Below are 15,596 nucleotides of genomic sequence, written 5' to 3'. Positions count from 1 at the left end.
CCGCTTCGACAAGCCCCGCGACACGCGTTAGGATCGTACCCGACATGATCTATCTCGATTATCAGGCGACCACTCCGCTCGCTCCCGAAGCGCGCGACGAAATGATGCGCTGGCTCGACGGCCCCGGGGGCAGTGGCTTCGGCAATCCGCACTCGCCGCACCGTATGGGGCGCGAAGCCGCCGCGGCGATTGCGCTGGCGCGCGACCGGGTCGCGGCGCTGTTCCCCGCCGGGGGCCAGGTGATCTTCACCTCGGGCGCGACCGAGGCGATCAACCTCGCGATCCGCGGCACCGCGGGCCGCGACGATCGCCGCACGGTTTCGGCTTCGGCGATCGAACACGCAGCGGTGCTCGATACCGCGCGCAGCCTTGGCACCTGCCACGAATTGAACGTCGCCAAGGACGGCCAGTGCAACACCAAACAGGACCTGCCCGCCGACACGCGGCTGGTCTGCGTGATGCAGGTCAACAACGAGATCGGCACGGTGCAGCCGACCATCGACTGGCACCGCAAGGCCAAGGGCGCCAATGCGCTCTATTTGTGCGATGCGGTCCAGGCCTATGGCAAGATCGAGCTGACTGCGGCGGATATGATCGCGGTCAGCGCGCACAAGATGCACGGTCCAAAAGGCGTGGGCGCGCTGTGGGTCCGCGACGGGCTCGAGCTCACCGAGGTGCAGACCGGTGGTGGGCAGGAATACGGGATCCGCTCGGGCACGCTCAGCCCCGCGCTGATCGCGGGCTTCGGCGCGGCGGCGCTGCTCGCAAAGGAGCAGATGGAAGCCGATGCCGAGCATGTCGAAAAGCTCTGGCACCGCGCACGCGAATTGTTCGCCGACTGGAAGCTCAACGGCAGCGAAGACGCGCGCTGGCATGGCAATATGAACCTTCGCCCGCCCAAAAAATATGGCGGACTCGATGTGAACCGGCTGATGAGCGAGGTGCGCGACGTGATGTTTTCCGCCGGATCCGCCTGCGCCAGCGGCTCAGGCCGCACCAGCCATGTGCTCGCGGCGATCGGATTGTCGGGCAAGCGGGCCAAGAGCTCGATCCGGCTGGGCTGGGGGCGCTACACCACGATGGAAGAGATCGAGGAAGCGGCGGACAAGATCAACGCAGCGGCGAAGGCGCAGTGGCTGTGAGCGTCCGGGTCAGCTTCACCACGGCGCGTGACGAGCGCGTCGAGGCGGTCGGCGAACCCGGCGACAATTTGCTGACGCTGGCGCAGGGTGCCGGCCTGCCGCTGGAAGGCACCTGCGAAGGGCAGATGGCCTGCTCGACCTGCCATGTGGTGGTCGATCCCGAATGGTTCGCGAAGCTGCCGCCAGCGAGCGAGGACGAGGAAGACATGCTCGATCTCGCCGCCGGCGTGCGCCGCACCAGCCGCCTCTCCTGCCAGATCGTCCTCGAGGAAGCCCTCGACGGTCTAAGCGTCTCGGTTCCCGCCGACAGCCACGACGCGCGGCGGTTCTGAGCAAGCTGCGGAGCTGCCTGAAGCAGCCTTGTCTATCCCCCAGCGCTGCGGCATCAGTAGGCATGCGCAAACATTTGCTGGCCATCGCCTTCGCCGTTCCACTCGCAGCTTGTGCCGGCGTCCCTGCGCCAGCGTCGACGGAGTCCGGCGCCCAGACCGAACGATCTGCCGCGCAGCAGGCCGAGTTCTACCTTGAGCGGATCGCAAGCCTGGACGATGCCGGACCGCAGCTGAACTCGGTCATTGCCACCAATCCGGATGCCCCGGCGCAGGCGGCGGCGGCCGAGCGGGCAGGGCTGCCGCTGGCGGGCCGCACGGTGCTGGTAAAGGACAATATCGAGACCAGCGAGCTGCCGACAACCGCCGGTAGCCTGGCGCTGGAGGCGAATATGACGCGGCGCGACGCGCCGCTCATTGCGCGGCTGCGGACTGCGGGCGGCGTTGTTCTGGGCAAAGCGAACCTCTCCGAATGGGCGAATATCCGCAGCCGCAATTCGACCAGCGGCTGGAGCGCCATCGGCGGGCTGGTCAGAAACCCGCACGCCATCGATCGCAACGCCTGCGGGTCCTCGTCGGGAAGCGCGGCTGCGGTTGCTGCCCGGTTCGCCTGGGCGGCGATCGGGACCGAAACCGATGGCTCGATCACCTGCCCCGCCAGCGTGAATGGCGTCGTTGCGCTCAAGCCGACCGTGGGGCTGGTCAGCCGCACCCATGTCGTCCCCATCAGCCATGCACAGGACACTGCCGGGCCGATGGCGCGCAGCGTGGCCGATGTCGCGCTGCTGCTCGGGGCAATCGCGGGGAGCGATCCTGCCGACGCGGTTACCGCCGAGGCCGACCGCCACCGGACCGAATACCATTCCGGTCTCGCCGATGCCTCGCTCGAGGGCGTGCGGATCGGCGTGATGCGCAATCAGGTGGGGGAGCGCGCAGATGTGACGCGCCTCTTCGAGCAGGCACTGGCGGATTTGCGGAGGGCGGGAGCGGTCCCCGTCGAGATCGCCCTCGATCCGCAATCGGAGATGTACCGGGACGAGTTCGAGGTGCTGCTCTATGAATTGCGCACCGGGATGGACGCCTATCTGTCGAGCCTTCCGGGTACGGGCCTGCCGGGAAGTCTCGCGGATCTCGTCGCCTTCAACGAAGCGCAGGCGGCGGTTGAAATGCGCTGGTTCGGTCAGGACCTGTTCGAGCTGGCGCTGACCAAGACCGACGAGGCGGCCTATCGCGCGGCGCTGGAGAACAGCCGCAGGCTGGCCGGCGAGGAAGGGATCGATCGCCTGCTGCGCGAGCACGACGTCGCGTTCCTGATCGCGCCGACCACCGGGCCCGCCTGGGCGAGCGATCTCGTCAATGGCGACAATTTTTCGGGCGGGATCGGCATGGGCAGCCTCGCCGCCATCGGTGGCCACCCGCATCTGACCGTGCCGATGGGTCAGATGGAAGGGCTCCCGGTCGGAGTGAGCGTGATCGGCCCCAGATGGGCGGACCATGCAGTGCTCAAGGCCGGGGCAGCCTATGAGCGGGCGCGGACTGCGCCGCTTGCCGTTCCGACCTTTGAGCGCTGGCTGCCCCCGACCACCCCTTGAGGAACGCTAGCGCTCCAGCTCGCGAATGCGCGCGAGAATGGCGTCCGCGTGGCTGTAGATTTCTACGGGTGAACTGATCGAACGCCGTTCCTCCGCTTTGCCCTCGAAAATGCCCAGATACCGCGAGGTCAGGCTGTTGAAATGCAGGCGCGCGATCGTCTTGCGATTGTTGTCGTCGAGAAGGACTGCACAGTAGGATTTTGCGTCGCGGATGCCGATCCGCTCCGCCGGGACGATTCGAGAACCGATGGCACGGATGATATTGAACCCGTCGATTTCCACCTGAGTGGTTTCGATCTCTTCAAAATCAACATCGACAAGGTCGGCGGAGTTTTGCTCGTCGGGTTGCGACATCGCGCTTTGCAACCGATCGTTGACGCTGTCGCGAATGAGGGCGGCAATCGAAGTCGCGATGACCTGCTGGTAGCGATGCCGGACGGCCTCGGTCAGGCGACCGTCATGCAGGCGGTTGGCGACCATCCGGACGAATTCGCCGGATGGCTCGGCGAATTCCTTGCGCAACTCGCTCGAGACCTGACCCTGAAGTTTCAACGTCCCCGCCTGGGCGGCGATGCGGTCAAGATTGAAGTCCGACCGCTGGAAGGGCGCCAGGTTCTTCAGGTCGCTCTTGCGGTACGAATCCAGATCGAAAGTGAAGAAGGGCTGATCGTCCATCCGGTTGGTCCGGTCGGCGTCGGTGTAGAATTTGTAGATGATGCCATTGGTCAAGAGCGCGACCTTCGCATCGGTGGCCGAGAAATAGCGGAATAGCTGGCTCGCCTGTTCGAGCGAAAGCTTGCTGTTGATGGGTTTGCATTCGATCAGGATCGAGAGGTGACCATCGACGCAGATCGCGTAATCGACCTTTTCGCCTTTCTTGGTTCCGACGTCGCAGGTGAATTCGGCTCGGACTTCGGAAGGATCGAAAATATCGTATCCCAAGGCCCTCAGGAATGGCAGGACGAGTGTAGTTTTGGCTGCTTCCTCGGTCCCGAGCATTTCGCGATACTCGCGAAGTTTGTTCTGCAAGTCTGCAATACTGGCTTCGAGTGTCATAAATCCCCCCAGATCAACACATGATCGCGAGAGGCTTGAACGATAATGACGGCATTGCAAGTACCGATAAGAAGAACCCCGCCGCATCACTGCGGCAGGGCCCTTCGTTCAATCAGATTTCAGCTAGCCGTCACGCGGCTTCGAGCTTGCTGTCCTTTACTGTTGCGCCGACCGCTTCGATGAGCGCCTTCGAGAAGGCGGGAATGTCGTCGGGGGCGCGACTGGTGATGATGTTGCCATCGACAACCACTTCCTTGTCGACGACTGTCGCGCCGGCATTCTTGAGGTCGGTGCGGATCGAATGGTAGCTGGTTGCGGTCTTGCCTTTGATCACGCCCGCCTCGATCAGGAGCCAGGGCGCATGGCAGATTGCCGCGATGGGCTTGCCCGCAGCGTTGAAGTCGCGGACGATGGCGACGGCGCCTTCGTTTGCGCGCAGCAGGTCGGGGTTAATCTGGCCGCCAGGAAGCAGAAGCCCATCGAACTCGTCGATGCTGCTTACACTGTCGACGGTCGCGTCGACGGGGACGCTTTCACCCCAATCGCCATCATTCCACCCCTTGATCGAACCGCTTTCGAGGCTGACGACGGTGGTCTTGATACCGGCCTGTTCGAGATTGGCCTTGGGCTTCATCAGTTCGGACTGTTCGAAGCCATCGGTCGCGAGGATCATCACGTGCTTGGTCATGGGTAACTCCTTGATTTGTTGTTACCTTGCCAACGTATGGGGAAAGCCTGCTGTTCCCCGTTGGTAGCCGAGCCGTGGCGGTGATAGGGCGGGGCGACTGGAATCATTTCCGCTCGTCCCGCTGGAGCCGTGGCGCCCTCAAACCGGCGCCGCCAATCATGCTCCGAAAATCGTCCCACGGCCGCTGGCTTTGGGTCGTCCAGCGGATGAGCGGGTAGGAATATAAATGGCCAAGACCGACACCACCAAGCCCGATCCCATCGACGCGATCGTCGACACCCCGTTCGATTCCGCGCTGTCCGAGCGCTATCTGGTTTACGCGCTGTCGACGATCACCGCGCGCTCGCTGCCCGATTTGCGCGACGGTCTGAAACCGGTCCACCGCCGGCTGCTGTGGGCGATGCGCCAGCTCAAGCTCAACCCCACCGACGCCTTCAAGAAGAGCGCCCGCGTGGTCGGCGACGTCATCGGCAAGTACCACCCCCATGGCGATGCCAGCGTCTACGATGCCATGGTCCGGCTCGCGCAGGATTTCGCGCTGCGCTATCCGCTGGTCGAGGGGCAGGGCAATTTCGGCAATATCGACGGCGATAACGCCGCTGCCTATCGTTACACCGAAGCCCGGATGACGCGCACTGCGGTGCGGTTGATGGAGGGGCTCGACGAGGGCACGGTCGATTACGTCCCCACCTACAATGGCGAGGACCAGGAGCCGGAAATCTTCCCCGGCCTGTTCCCCAATCTGCTCGCCAACGGCTCGAGCGGGATCGCGGTCGGCATGGCGACCAACATTCCCAGCCACAATGTCGCCGAAGTGGTCGATGCCACGCTCGAGCTCATCGACAACCCGCATGTCGAGCACGCCCGGCTGATGGAGCTGTTCCACGGACCCGATTTCGCCACCGGCGGGCTGGTGGTCGACGGGCCCGAGGTGATTGCTAAGGCCTATGAGACCGGGCGCGGCAGTTTTCGCGTGCGCGCGCGGTTCCATGCCGAGGAAGCGGAGAAACCAGCCGATCGCGACGCCGGGATCGAGCGGTTGGGCGGCGGACAGTGGCAGCTGGTGGTCAGCGAAATCCCGTACCAAGTCCAGAAGGGCAAGCTCATCGAACAGATCGCGCAGGCGATCTCCGACCGCAAGCTGCCGATCCTCGAGGATGTCCGCGACGAGAGCGATGAAAAGATCCGGCTGGTGCTGGTACCGCGCAGCCGCAATGTCGATCCCGAACTGCTCAAGGAATCGCTCTACAAGCTGACCGACCTCGAGACGCGGTTCGGGCTCAACCTCAACGTCCTCGATGCCACACGGACACCGATGGTGATGGGGCTGAAGGAGCTGCTCGGCAATTGGGTCGCCAGCCAGATCGATATCCTCCAGCGGCGCAGCCTGCACCGGCTCGAGCAGATCGCGCGGCGGCTCGAGCTGGTCGAGGGCTATATCATCGCCTTCCTCAATCTCGACCGGGTGATCGAGATCATCCGCACCGAGGACGAGCCCAAGCCGCTGATGATGGCCGAGTTCGGGCTGACCGACCGCCAGGCCGAGGCGATCCTCAATATGCGGCTGCGCTCGCTGCGGCGGCTGGAGGAGATGCAGCTGCGCCAGGAAAAGGACACGCTGCTCAAGGAAAAGGACGAGCTCGACAGATTGCTCGCCTCGCCCGCGCGCCAGCGCACAAGGTTGAAGCGCGAGCTGGCCGACCTGCACAAGGAATACGGCCCCGATACCCCGCTGGGGCGCCGCCGCACCAGCATCGAGGAAGCCGCACCGACGGTCGAATTCAGCATGGATGCGATGATCGAGAAGGAGCCGATCACGGTCATCCTCTCCCAGCGCGGCTGGGTGCGCGGCGCGCGCGGGCATGTCCCGCTCGATCAGGATTTCAAGTTCAAGGAAGGCGATGGCCCGGCCTTTGCTGTTCATGCGCAGACCACCGACAAGCTGCTGCTCGCGGCGGACAATGGGCGATTCTTCACGCTGGGCGCGGACAAACTGCCCGGGGCGCGCGGCTTCGGCGAGCCCTTGCGCAACACGCTCGATATCGATGCCGAAGCGCAGATCGTCGCTATGGTGCTGCATTCACCAGAGCAGCGGCTGCTGCTAGCGGCGAGCACCGGCAAGGGCTTTGCCGCGGCGACCGGCGAGCTGCTGGCCGAAACCCGCAAGGGGCGTCAGGTGGTCAATCTCAAGGGCGATGCGAAGCTGGCGGTGGTGCGCCCGATCGCTCCCGCCGACGATCATGTCGCGGTGGTCGGCGACAATCGCAAGCTGGTGGTGTTCAACCTCGAGGAACTGCCTGACATGGCGCGAGGGCAGGGTGTCCAGCTGCAGCGCTATCGCGATGGCGGGATGGCCGATGCGCGCACCTTCCGGCTCGAGGATGGCCTCAGCTGGGCGATGGGCGGCGACAGCGGCCGCACCCGCACCGAACCCGAGATGTGGCAATGGAAGGTCGCGCGCGGCGGCGCCGGGCGGATGCCGCCGCAGGGCTTCCCGCGCGACAACACATTCGACTGATCACCGGGGGCTGATCCCCGGCGTCTGATTAGCGGGCGGCGAGTTCGGCCTCGAGCAGCGCGTCGATCCGCTCGGGGCCGGGGAAGCCTTCTGCGACCCAGCTTCGTTCGATCGCCCGCATCATCCGCGCGACCTCGGGCCCGGCGGCCACACCGAGGGCGATGATCCGCCCGCCCTTGAGGGGGAATTGCGGAACTTCCCAATGTGCGAGTTCGCGGAGCGATTTGCCGGCCAGCAAGAGCCGGTCGCGCGCGCAATCGATGCTCTCGCGATAGGCAAGACCGCGCGGATCGGCGGCATCTTCGGGCGTCCGTTCCGCCGCGCAGACCAGCCGTGCCCGCTGGGCGCGCGACAGCCGCAGGCGCACCGCCACCGCTTCCGCCAGCGCGCGGACCGGCGGGATCAACGCTGCGAGGCGGCGGACCGCTTCGGGTGCCGCGTTTTGCGCCCGCTCATGCGCCAGCAGCGCGACGAGACAAGCGCGTTCGGCCGCGCGCGCTTCGGGCAGGATCACTGCGAGCACGCCGCAATGCTGCATGAGTTCGACTGTCGGGCCGGGGTCGGGCAGCCCGAGGATGGCCAGCAGCTCCATCGCCACCCGCTCGCGGCTCAGCTCCTTGAGCGTTCCGGCCAGGTCGCGGCAGGCGGCGAGCGCTTGCTCATCCAGCGCATCGCCAAAGCGCGCCTGGAAGCGAAAATAGCGCAGGATGCGCAAGTGATCCTCGCGGATGCGCTGCAAGGCATCGCCGATAAAGCGCACCCGCCGCGCCACAAGATCGTCGAGCCCGCCGAAATAATCCGCGATCTCGAGCGTTTCGGGATGGGCGTAGAGCGCGTTGATGGTGAAGTCGCGCCGCGCCGCATCCTCGCGCCAGTCGTCGGCAAAGGCGACGGTGGCGCGGCGGCCGTCGGTCGAGACGTCGTGGCGCAGCGTCGTCACCTCGACCGGACCGTATTCGAGCAGCGCGGTGACCGTGCCGTGATCGATCCCGGTCGGGACCGTCCGGATGCCCGCGTCGCGGCATAGCTCGATCACCCCTTCGGGGCGATGCGTCGTTGCCGCGTCGATATCCTTGGCGGTTCCGCCCAGTAGCGTGTCGCGCACCGCGCCGCCGACCCAGCGCAGGTTTTCCGCTCCCAGCGCAGCCACCAGCCCGGCAAGATCCTCGCGCCGCGTCCACTCGGCTTCCGGCAAACGCGTCATCGCTCGGCCCCCATCCATGCCAACCGCCGCGAGAGATTGTAGCAGATCGCCGCGGTCACGCCCCAGATGCGGTAGCCGCCATGCTCGATTTCGAGATATTCGCGCTCGGCCCCCTTCCAGAACACCGAATTGCGCCGCCAGTTGCGGTCATCCATCAGCAGCGACAGCGGCGCCTCGAACCAGCTTTCGACCTCGCGTTCGCAGGCCATCAGCGGCAGGTCGGGCGGGATCACGCCGAGCACCGGGGTGATGTCGAAGCCGGTCCCGGTCTGGTAGCGGTCGGTGGTCCCGATCAGGCGCACCATCTGCGGGTCGAGCGCCAGTTCTTCGTGGGCCTCGCGCAGCGCCGCGGCCACCGCATCCTCGCCGGGTTCCAGCTTGCCGCCGGGAAAGGCGACCTGCCCGGGATGATCGCGCATCGTGGTGGGGCGCTGGGTGAGCAGCACGCTGGGCTCGTCCGCGCGGTCGGTCACCGCGATCAGCACCGCGGCATCGGCGGTCCGCCGGGCATCGGCAAACCGCGCATCGGACATGAGATCGCCGAATTCCTGCGCATGGCCTTGTTCGAACAGCGCCTGCAGCCGGTCGAACAGCGCACTCATGCCGGCAGCAGGGAGAAGGTTTCGCCTTGGCTGGTCACGGTCCAGTCGTCGCCGCGCGCAAGTGCGATCTGCGCCAGTTGCTCGTAGGTCGAGCGGTTGAGCCGCGCTTCGCAGCCGCGCCGGACATGGCAGTAGATCGCGGGCGCATCGCGGTTCCCCTCGGCGCGCAGCGCGTGGCCGGGTCCGACCACCAGCAGCTCGTCAGTGTTGAGCCGCAGTGCGATCCCGTCATCGACCAGGCGGCAGTCGGTGGCGATGAAGGCGGCATCCTCGACCTCTATCGAGAGCTTCTGCACCGGGGTGACGAGCCAGTATGTGCCCGCCTCGTCGCGGGTCAGCAGGCCGGCGAAGGCGCGCACCATGGCCTGGCGCCGGATCTTGCCGCCATCGTGGTACCAAGTTCCGTCGGCGGCGATGCGCATCTCGCTGTCGCCCTCGTTCGCCGGGCTCCACTCCTCGACGGGCGGAAGCTTGCGCAGCGCGACCTGTTCGGCGATCTCGGCGAGGCCGAGCGAGGCGAGTTCTGGGGGTGGTTCGTAGGGCATGATGACTGCTTATATGGCTGCAGGGCAGGATGGCAGAGCGCGCCTAATTCGCCAAGGCCGCACGCGCTTCCTCGCTCCAGGGTCCGAGCATACCTTCAAGCGGCAAAACAGCCGGATTGTCCGTGCGGACCAGCAGCCGCGCCGGGTCCCACGGGCCGGGGCAGCGCCATGCAGGGGTGGGGGCTGCGGCGAAACCCCAGGCACCATAGTAGGCTTCGTCGCCGATCAGCACCTGCGGCAACGCGGCACGCGGGTCGATCGCGCCCAGCGCGGCGGTGATCAGCGCCTTGCCATAGCCTTCGCCCTGACGCCCGGGCATCACCGCGACCGGACCGACCATCAGCATCGGGTGCGGGCGGCCTTTGGGATCGGTCAGCGCGACCGGCCAGATCTGGATCGTGCCGGTTAGGTATTCCTCCTCGTCGAGCACCGCAAAGCTCAACGTCTTGAGCCACGGCGTCCCCTCGCGGATGCGATAGGCGGTCCGCGCGAGGCGGTCCTCGCCAAAGGCGGCGTCGAGCAGTTGCTCGACCAGCGCGGGCTCGACCGCGGTCAGGGGAATCAGCGTAGCCATGGGCGGCGCGGATTAGGGCCGGGACCCGGGCAAGTCGATGGTTATCGTCCTGCCCGGGTGCGGGCTCAGCCCGGCGTCAGGCGCAGAAGACGGGCGCCATCGCCATCTTCCAGCACCCAAAGCGCGCCGTCGGGTCCTTCGATCACCGAGCGAATGCGCTTGTCCATATCGTAACGCGCTACTTCGCGGGCGCTCGTGCCGTTCATCTCGACGCGGATCAGCGCTTCGGTTGCGAGGCCTGAGATTATGGCGTCGCCATTCCAGCCCTCAAACATATCACCGTTGTAAAAGACGAAGTTACCGGGCGCGATAATCGGGGTCCAGTTAACCACGGGCTTGGTGAAGCCGTCGTCCGCGCTGTGATCGGGAATGTTGGAGCCATCGTAATTGACGCCGTTCGAACGCACGGGCCAGCCGTAATTGGCACCGCGTTCGACGAGATTTAACTCGTCGCCACCTTTGGGGCCGTGTTCGATTTCCCACAATCGGCCGCTGTCGTCGAAGTCCATGCCGAGAATATTGCGGTGGCCCCAGCTCCAGATTTCCGCGCTTGCGCCGCCGCGTTCGGCGAGTGGATTGCCTGCGGCGGGGGTGCCGTCGAGATTGAGGCGTACGATGGTGCCCAGCGTATTGCTGGTGTCTTGCGCCGGAGTCATTTTCTGTCGGTCACCGCTGGCGATAAAGAGATAACGCTCGTCCGGGCTAAATTCGATACGGTGCGAATAATGGCCGCGTCCGGTCACCTTGGGGCTCTGGCGCCAGATGACGGACAGGCCCTCTATGCTGCAGGAAGTCGCCTGCGCGCAGACCATCTGGCCGCGTCCGACGACCGCGCCGCGAGTATCGCCTTCGCCGGCTTCCGCCCAGCTCAGATAGATTGTGCGGGTACCGAGCGTGGCAGAGGTTTCGCTGTCGAGGAATGCAACATCGCCCAGTCCGCCCTGGCCGCCATAGTCGACTTCGGGTGCGCCCGTGATCGTGATCGCCTGCTGCGTCTCGGTGTCGATCGCGCGCAGTTCGCCGGGCTTGGTGGTCAGCACCAGCACCGATGTGCCCGGCACGAAGGCGGAGGCCCAAGGCTCGTCGAAGGTGCCGAAGCTCTGGATGGCGAATTCGCCGTCGAACTCTGCGCCAGTGTCGGCGCCCGCAACCGGGGTCGAATTGGCGGCGCTATCCCCGCTCGGGGCGCCGCCGCAGCTTGCGGCAAGGAGCAGGGGCGATAGGGTGGAGGCAAGGATGGATGGTTTGGTCATGTTGAGTGCAACTCCCGAGCGAGGACTAGGTGCCGCGCCGCTGATCGTTGGCGTGGACGAAGCGGGCCGAGGCCCGCTGGCAGGGCCGGTTGTGGCGGCGGCGGTCGTGCTGTGCAAGCCTTGCCCTGAGGGGCTGGACGACTCCAAGAAACTTTCCCGCACCCGCCGGGCCGAGCTCGAGCCGCAGATCCAGACCTGCTGCGCCTGGGGCCTGGGGGTGGTCGAGCCCGAGGATATCGATCGGCTCAACATTTTCGGCGCGACCATGCTGGCGATGACCCTGGCGGTCGCGCGGCTGGTCGATGTGCTGGCCTGCGCGCCCGACAGCGTGCTGATCGATGGCAATCTCACCCCGCAGGGGCGTTGTGAAGGCTGGCGCTGGCCCGCTCGCGCAATCGTCGGCGGTGATGCGCTCGAGCCCTGCATTTCCGCTGCCTCAATCCTCGCGAAGGAATATCGCGACCGACTGATGCGCGAGGCGGCACGTTTCCACCCGGATTACGGGTGGGAGCGCAACGCCGGTTACGGAACGCCCGAGCACCTTGCCGCATTACGGATACACGGGCCGAGCCCGCTGCACCGCCGCAGCTTCGCTCCGGTCGCGCAACTGGAGATGTTCGCATGAGCTTCGCCTTTTCCGATATTCCCGATCAGAGCGGCAAGACCGCCATCGTCACCGGCGCCAACACCGGCATCGGCTTCGCCATCGCCGAAGGATTGGCGCGTAAGGGGGCACGTGTGCTGCTGGCCTGCCGCGACGCCGATAAGGCGCGCGAAGCGCAGGAGCGGCTGGCTGCGGGCCACGAGCGGGTTGCGACAGAGTTTCTGCCTCTCGATCTGGCGAATATCGCTTCGATCCGTGAAGCTGCCGAACGGGCGAGCCAGGAAGATCGCATCGACATACTGGTCAACAACGCCGGGGTGATGATGCCGCCACTGTCGCGCGCACCGGGCGGCAGCGAATTGCAATTTGCGGTCAATCATCTGGGTCATTTCGCTTTCACGAGCCTGCTGCTCGGCAAGCTGGCTGCGGATGGCAGGGCGCGCGTCGTCAACCAGTCGAGCCTCGCCCATCGCGGCGCAGCGATCGATTTCGACAATCTCGATGCCCGCAAAGGTTACGGGCGCACCAAGTTCTACGGCCAGAGCAAGCTCGCCAATCTGCTGTTCACCTTCGAGTTCGACCGGCGGTTGCGCGCGGCGAATTCTCCGGTGGTCTCGCTCGCCTGCCACCCGGGGATCGCGCAGACCGAGATCACGCGCCATATGGGCGTGTTCGGGAATGTGTTCGGATCGCTGGTCGGCACGGTGCTCAACACCAGCGAGGCCGGGGCGCTGCCGGCGCTGCAGGCGGCCACCGATCCCGAAGCGCAGGGCGGCGATTATTTCGGCCCCTATGGCTTGCGCGAGATGAGCGGACGGACTTCGGGCCGCGCGATTGCCAGCAAGACCGCGCAGGATCCGCTGCTGGCCGCGCGACTGTGGGAGAAGTCGGTCGAGCTCTCCGGGATCGATCCCGGACTTGCACCTGCGCCCTCCGCTTGAGCCGCAAGAAATAAACACCCGGTGCGAGTCCCAAAGGCCACACCACTTCATCTGGAGTCATGAAAACACCTGCAGACTCAACATCTGGTGGCGGACTCTCTTCGTTCTTTCACGGCTAACACAGAATTAACCATACCCCCCTAGAACTCCGGCCTTGACCTGAAGGCGGCTTGGACTCACCCTGTGGATAACTGCAGATGGGGAATATGACATGGGGGTCCTCGAGGCCGAAATGACGCGCGTCAAGGCGCGCAAGACGGCCGTCGAAGCGCCGCAAGCGGCGGCGGTACAACTGCCGCTGGGACAGATACTCGATGGCGATTGTATCGAGCGGCTGCGTGAGCTGCCGACCGCATCGGTCGATCTGGTGTTCGCCGATCCGCCCTACAATCTCCAGCTCGGCGGCGATCTCAACCGCCCCGATGGCAGTCAGGTCGATGCCGTCACCGACGATTGGGACAAATTCGCCAGCTTCCGCACTTATGATGATTTTACAAAGGCTTGGTTGACCGAGTGCAAGCGGGTTCTCAAGCCCGATGGCGCACTGTGGGTGATCGGCAGCTATCACAACATCTACCGCGTCGGCGCGATCCTGCAGGATCTGGGGTTCTGGATCCTCAACGACATCGTCTGGCGCAAGACCAACCCGATGCCCAATTTCAAGGGCACCCGGTTCACCAATGCGCATGAGACGCTGCTGTGGTGCAGCCAGGGCGAGAAGGCGAAATACCACTTCAACTACCGCGCCATGAAGACGCTCAACGATGAGCTGCAGATGCGCAGCGACTGGGTGCTGCCGATCTGCAGCGGTGGCGAGCGCCTCAAGGAAGGCGGCACCAAGGTGCACCCGACGCAGAAGCCTGAATCGTTGCTCTACCGCGTGCTGCTGGCAACCACCGAGCGTGGCGATGTCGTGCTCGACCCGTTCTTCGGGACCGGCACCACCGGTGCGGTGGCGACGAGGCTGGGCCGCGACTGGATCGGTTGCGAGCGCGAAGTCCTATACCGCGATGCCGCTCGCAAGCGGATCGCCAAGGAGCTTCCGCTCGACGAAAGCGCGCTCGCCACCATGCAGAGCCGCCGCGATGCGCCTCGGGTCGCCTTCGGCGCGCTGGTGGAGAATGGGCTGATCCCGCCGGGCACGCAATTGTTCGACCGCAAGCGACGCTGGACCGCACAGGTCCGCGCCGATGGTTCGCTGGCGTACGAGAAGCAGGTCGGTTCGATCCACGGGCTGGGCAAGGATCTGCAGGGTGCTCCGAGTTGCAACGGGTGGAGCTTCTGGCACTACGATAAGGGCGGCGAAGTCACTCCGATCGATACGGCGCGGCAGCTTTACCTGCTGGCGACCGAGGACTGATCGCGTAGGCCCATTTCCGCTTAAGCAATTGGATCCCGCTCGATGACTGACCGCATCTACATCCGCCCGATCGGTTTCGTCACCGGCCCGCAGAGCGAGCATGGCAACGCGATCCGGCTCGCCGGCGGCATGACCTATGCCAGCCGGTTCGCTGTGATCCAGCGACGCGGCGAGGGCGGCGATGGCGCGGTGGTCGAACGCTGGCTGGCTTCGCCCGAAACGATTTCCGGGGTGCTAGGTCAGCTCCCCGAGGAACTGGGCGCCGAAGCCGAGGCGCAATGGGCCAATCTCACCCTCGCGCATCCGCCGCTGGAACTGGGTTCGCGCACCGTGCGGCTCGACCAGCCGCAGGTGATGGGCATTCTCAACGTTACCCCCGACAGCTTCTCCGATGGGGGGCGCTTTCTCGATGACCGCGAGGCGGGGCGCGATCATGCCGCAGCGATGGTCGAGGCGGGTGCGGCGCTGCTCGATATTGGCGGCGAAAGCACGCGCCCCGGCGCCCCGCGGCTGTGGGAAGGTGACGAGATCGCCCGCGTATTGCCCGCAATCGAGGCTTGCGCCGCAATGGGCGCGGCGATCAGCATCGACACGCGCAAGGCGGCGGTGATGGAGGCAGCGCTCGATGCGGGCGCGCAGATGGTCAACGATGTCTCCGGTCTCGCGCACGATCCGCGCAGTGCCGAGGTGATCGCGGCGCGCGGCTGCCCGGTGGTGCTGATGCACGCGCCCGGCGCGGCGGGCGACGATCTGCACGCCAGATCGAATGGGGGCGCGGATGGCGGGGATGTGGTCTTCGCGGTGTTCGACGCATTGCGCGTGCGCCGCGATGCCGCGCTGGAGGCGGGGATCGAACCGGCAAAGATTCTGCTCGATCCGGGCATCGGCTTCGGCAAATCGCTGGCCGACAACACCGCGCTTATCAACGCGCTGCCGCTATTCCATGCGCTCGGTCATCCCATCCTGCTCGGCGCAAGCCGCAAGCGGATGATCGGCGCGCTGTCGAACGAAGCGCCGGTCGAGAACCGGCTCGGCGGCAGCATCGCACTCGCGCTAGCGGGGATGAACGCCGGGGTGCAGGTGCTGCGCGTCCACGATGCGGCGGAAACTGTCCAGGCGCGCAACGTCTGGCGCGGGCTGCGCGATGCGGCGCTGACCGATTTCGCCGATCTGCCGGGCTGACCCGGT

The 15,596-nt window shown here is 65.6% G+C and carries 15 protein-coding genes; 8 read left to right on the top strand and 7 right to left on the bottom strand.

What is annotated here, in order from left to right:
- Positions 1-44: 44 nt before the first annotated feature.
- The 3 genes from A9995_RS01650 to A9995_RS01640 all read left to right on the top strand — a co-directional run bounded on the left by A9995_RS01650 (position 45) and on the right by A9995_RS01640 (position 3,063).
- A complete protein-coding gene (locus A9995_RS01650) occupies positions 45-1,142 on the top strand; it encodes a cysteine desulfurase family protein (RefSeq protein ID WP_067608237.1) in 1,098 nt (365 codons plus the stop codon).
- Positions 1,139-1,474: a 2Fe-2S iron-sulfur cluster-binding protein gene (locus tag A9995_RS01645; RefSeq protein ID WP_067608235.1), complete on the top strand. Its 336-nt coding sequence runs from the start codon at positions 1,139-1,141 to the stop codon at positions 1,472-1,474. Before A9995_RS01650 ends, A9995_RS01645 begins: the two co-directional genes overlap by 4 nt.
- 62 nt (positions 1,475-1,536) lie before the next feature.
- Entirely contained in the window at positions 1,537-3,063 is a 1,527-nt protein-coding gene (locus A9995_RS01640) for an amidase (RefSeq protein WP_067608232.1), read from the top strand.
- Positions 3,064-3,069: 6 nt separating this feature from the next.
- On the opposite strand, the gene A9995_RS01635 is transcribed toward A9995_RS01640, so the two are convergent.
- Together A9995_RS01635 and A9995_RS01630 are read right to left on the bottom strand one after the other, a co-directional pair.
- Positions 3,070-4,092, bottom strand: a complete 1,023-nt coding sequence (locus tag A9995_RS01635; protein ID WP_233998039.1) for a type I restriction endonuclease — start codon at positions 4,090-4,092, stop codon at positions 3,070-3,072.
- Between the two features lie 157 nt (positions 4,093-4,249).
- Positions 4,250-4,807 (bottom strand): type 1 glutamine amidotransferase domain-containing protein, encoded by a 558-nt coding sequence (locus A9995_RS01630; protein ID WP_067608226.1) that lies wholly within the window; start codon positions 4,805-4,807, stop codon positions 4,250-4,252.
- A gap of 226 nt (positions 4,808-5,033) precedes the next feature.
- Between A9995_RS01630 and parC the strand changes: the two genes are divergently transcribed.
- Positions 5,034-7,325 carry a DNA topoisomerase IV subunit A gene (parC, locus tag A9995_RS01625; RefSeq protein ID WP_067608223.1) on the top strand — a complete coding sequence of 764 codons (2,292 nt, stop codon included), beginning with the start codon at positions 5,034-5,036 and terminating at the stop codon, positions 7,323-7,325.
- A gap of 28 nt (positions 7,326-7,353) precedes the next feature.
- Here parC and A9995_RS01620 read toward each other — a convergent pair whose 3' ends face one another.
- The 5 genes from A9995_RS01620 to A9995_RS01600 form a co-directional block, all read right to left on the bottom strand.
- On the bottom strand, positions 7,354-8,529 hold the full coding sequence (locus A9995_RS01620) for a CCA tRNA nucleotidyltransferase (RefSeq protein ID WP_067608220.1): 1,176 nt from the start codon (positions 8,527-8,529) through the stop codon (positions 7,354-7,356).
- On the bottom strand, positions 8,526-9,131 hold the full coding sequence (locus tag A9995_RS01615) for a CoA pyrophosphatase (RefSeq protein WP_067608217.1): 606 nt from the start codon (positions 9,129-9,131) through the stop codon (positions 8,526-8,528). The genes A9995_RS01620 and A9995_RS01615 overlap by 4 nt, the downstream gene beginning before the upstream one ends.
- Positions 9,128-9,676: a DUF1285 domain-containing protein gene (locus A9995_RS01610; protein WP_067608214.1), complete on the bottom strand. Its 549-nt coding sequence runs from the start codon at positions 9,674-9,676 to the stop codon at positions 9,128-9,130. Before A9995_RS01610 ends, A9995_RS01615 begins: the two co-directional genes overlap by 4 nt.
- A 43-nt stretch (positions 9,677-9,719) precedes the next feature.
- Positions 9,720-10,250, bottom strand: a complete 531-nt coding sequence (locus A9995_RS01605) for a GNAT family N-acetyltransferase (protein ID WP_067608211.1) — start codon at positions 10,248-10,250, stop codon at positions 9,720-9,722.
- A 65-nt stretch (positions 10,251-10,315) separates the two neighbouring features.
- Positions 10,316-11,503: a PQQ-dependent sugar dehydrogenase gene (locus A9995_RS01600; RefSeq protein WP_067608208.1), complete on the bottom strand. Its 1,188-nt coding sequence runs from the start codon at positions 11,501-11,503 to the stop codon at positions 10,316-10,318.
- On the opposite strand from A9995_RS01600, the gene A9995_RS01595 reads away from it, so the two are divergent.
- From A9995_RS01595 to folP, 4 genes are all read left to right on the top strand, one after another.
- Complete coding sequence (locus A9995_RS01595; RefSeq protein ID WP_067608205.1) at positions 11,502-12,128, top strand: ribonuclease HII; 627 nt, start codon at positions 11,502-11,504, stop codon at positions 12,126-12,128. The two genes, A9995_RS01600 and A9995_RS01595, sit on opposite strands and share 2 nt — an antisense overlap.
- Positions 12,125-13,048: an oxidoreductase gene (locus A9995_RS01590; protein WP_067608202.1), complete on the top strand. Its 924-nt coding sequence runs from the start codon at positions 12,125-12,127 to the stop codon at positions 13,046-13,048. The genes A9995_RS01595 and A9995_RS01590 overlap by 4 nt, the downstream gene beginning before the upstream one ends.
- Positions 13,049-13,259: 211 nt before the next feature.
- On the top strand, positions 13,260-14,408 hold the full coding sequence (locus A9995_RS01585; RefSeq protein ID WP_067608199.1) for a site-specific DNA-methyltransferase: 1,149 nt from the start codon (positions 13,260-13,262) through the stop codon (positions 14,406-14,408).
- A gap of 42 nt (positions 14,409-14,450) precedes the next feature.
- On the top strand, positions 14,451-15,590 hold the full coding sequence (folP, locus tag A9995_RS01580; RefSeq protein ID WP_067608196.1) for a dihydropteroate synthase: 1,140 nt from the start codon (positions 14,451-14,453) through the stop codon (positions 15,588-15,590).
- Positions 15,591-15,596: the final 6 nt, after the last annotated feature.

Origin of the sequence: Erythrobacter sp. QSSC1-22B (genome assembly GCF_001678665.1) — a bacterium.
Lineage (GTDB): Bacteria > Pseudomonadota > Alphaproteobacteria > Sphingomonadales > Sphingomonadaceae > Qipengyuania.
The sequence above is the reverse complement of the archived record's forward strand: the minus strand, read 5'-3'. Positions and strand labels throughout refer to the sequence as shown.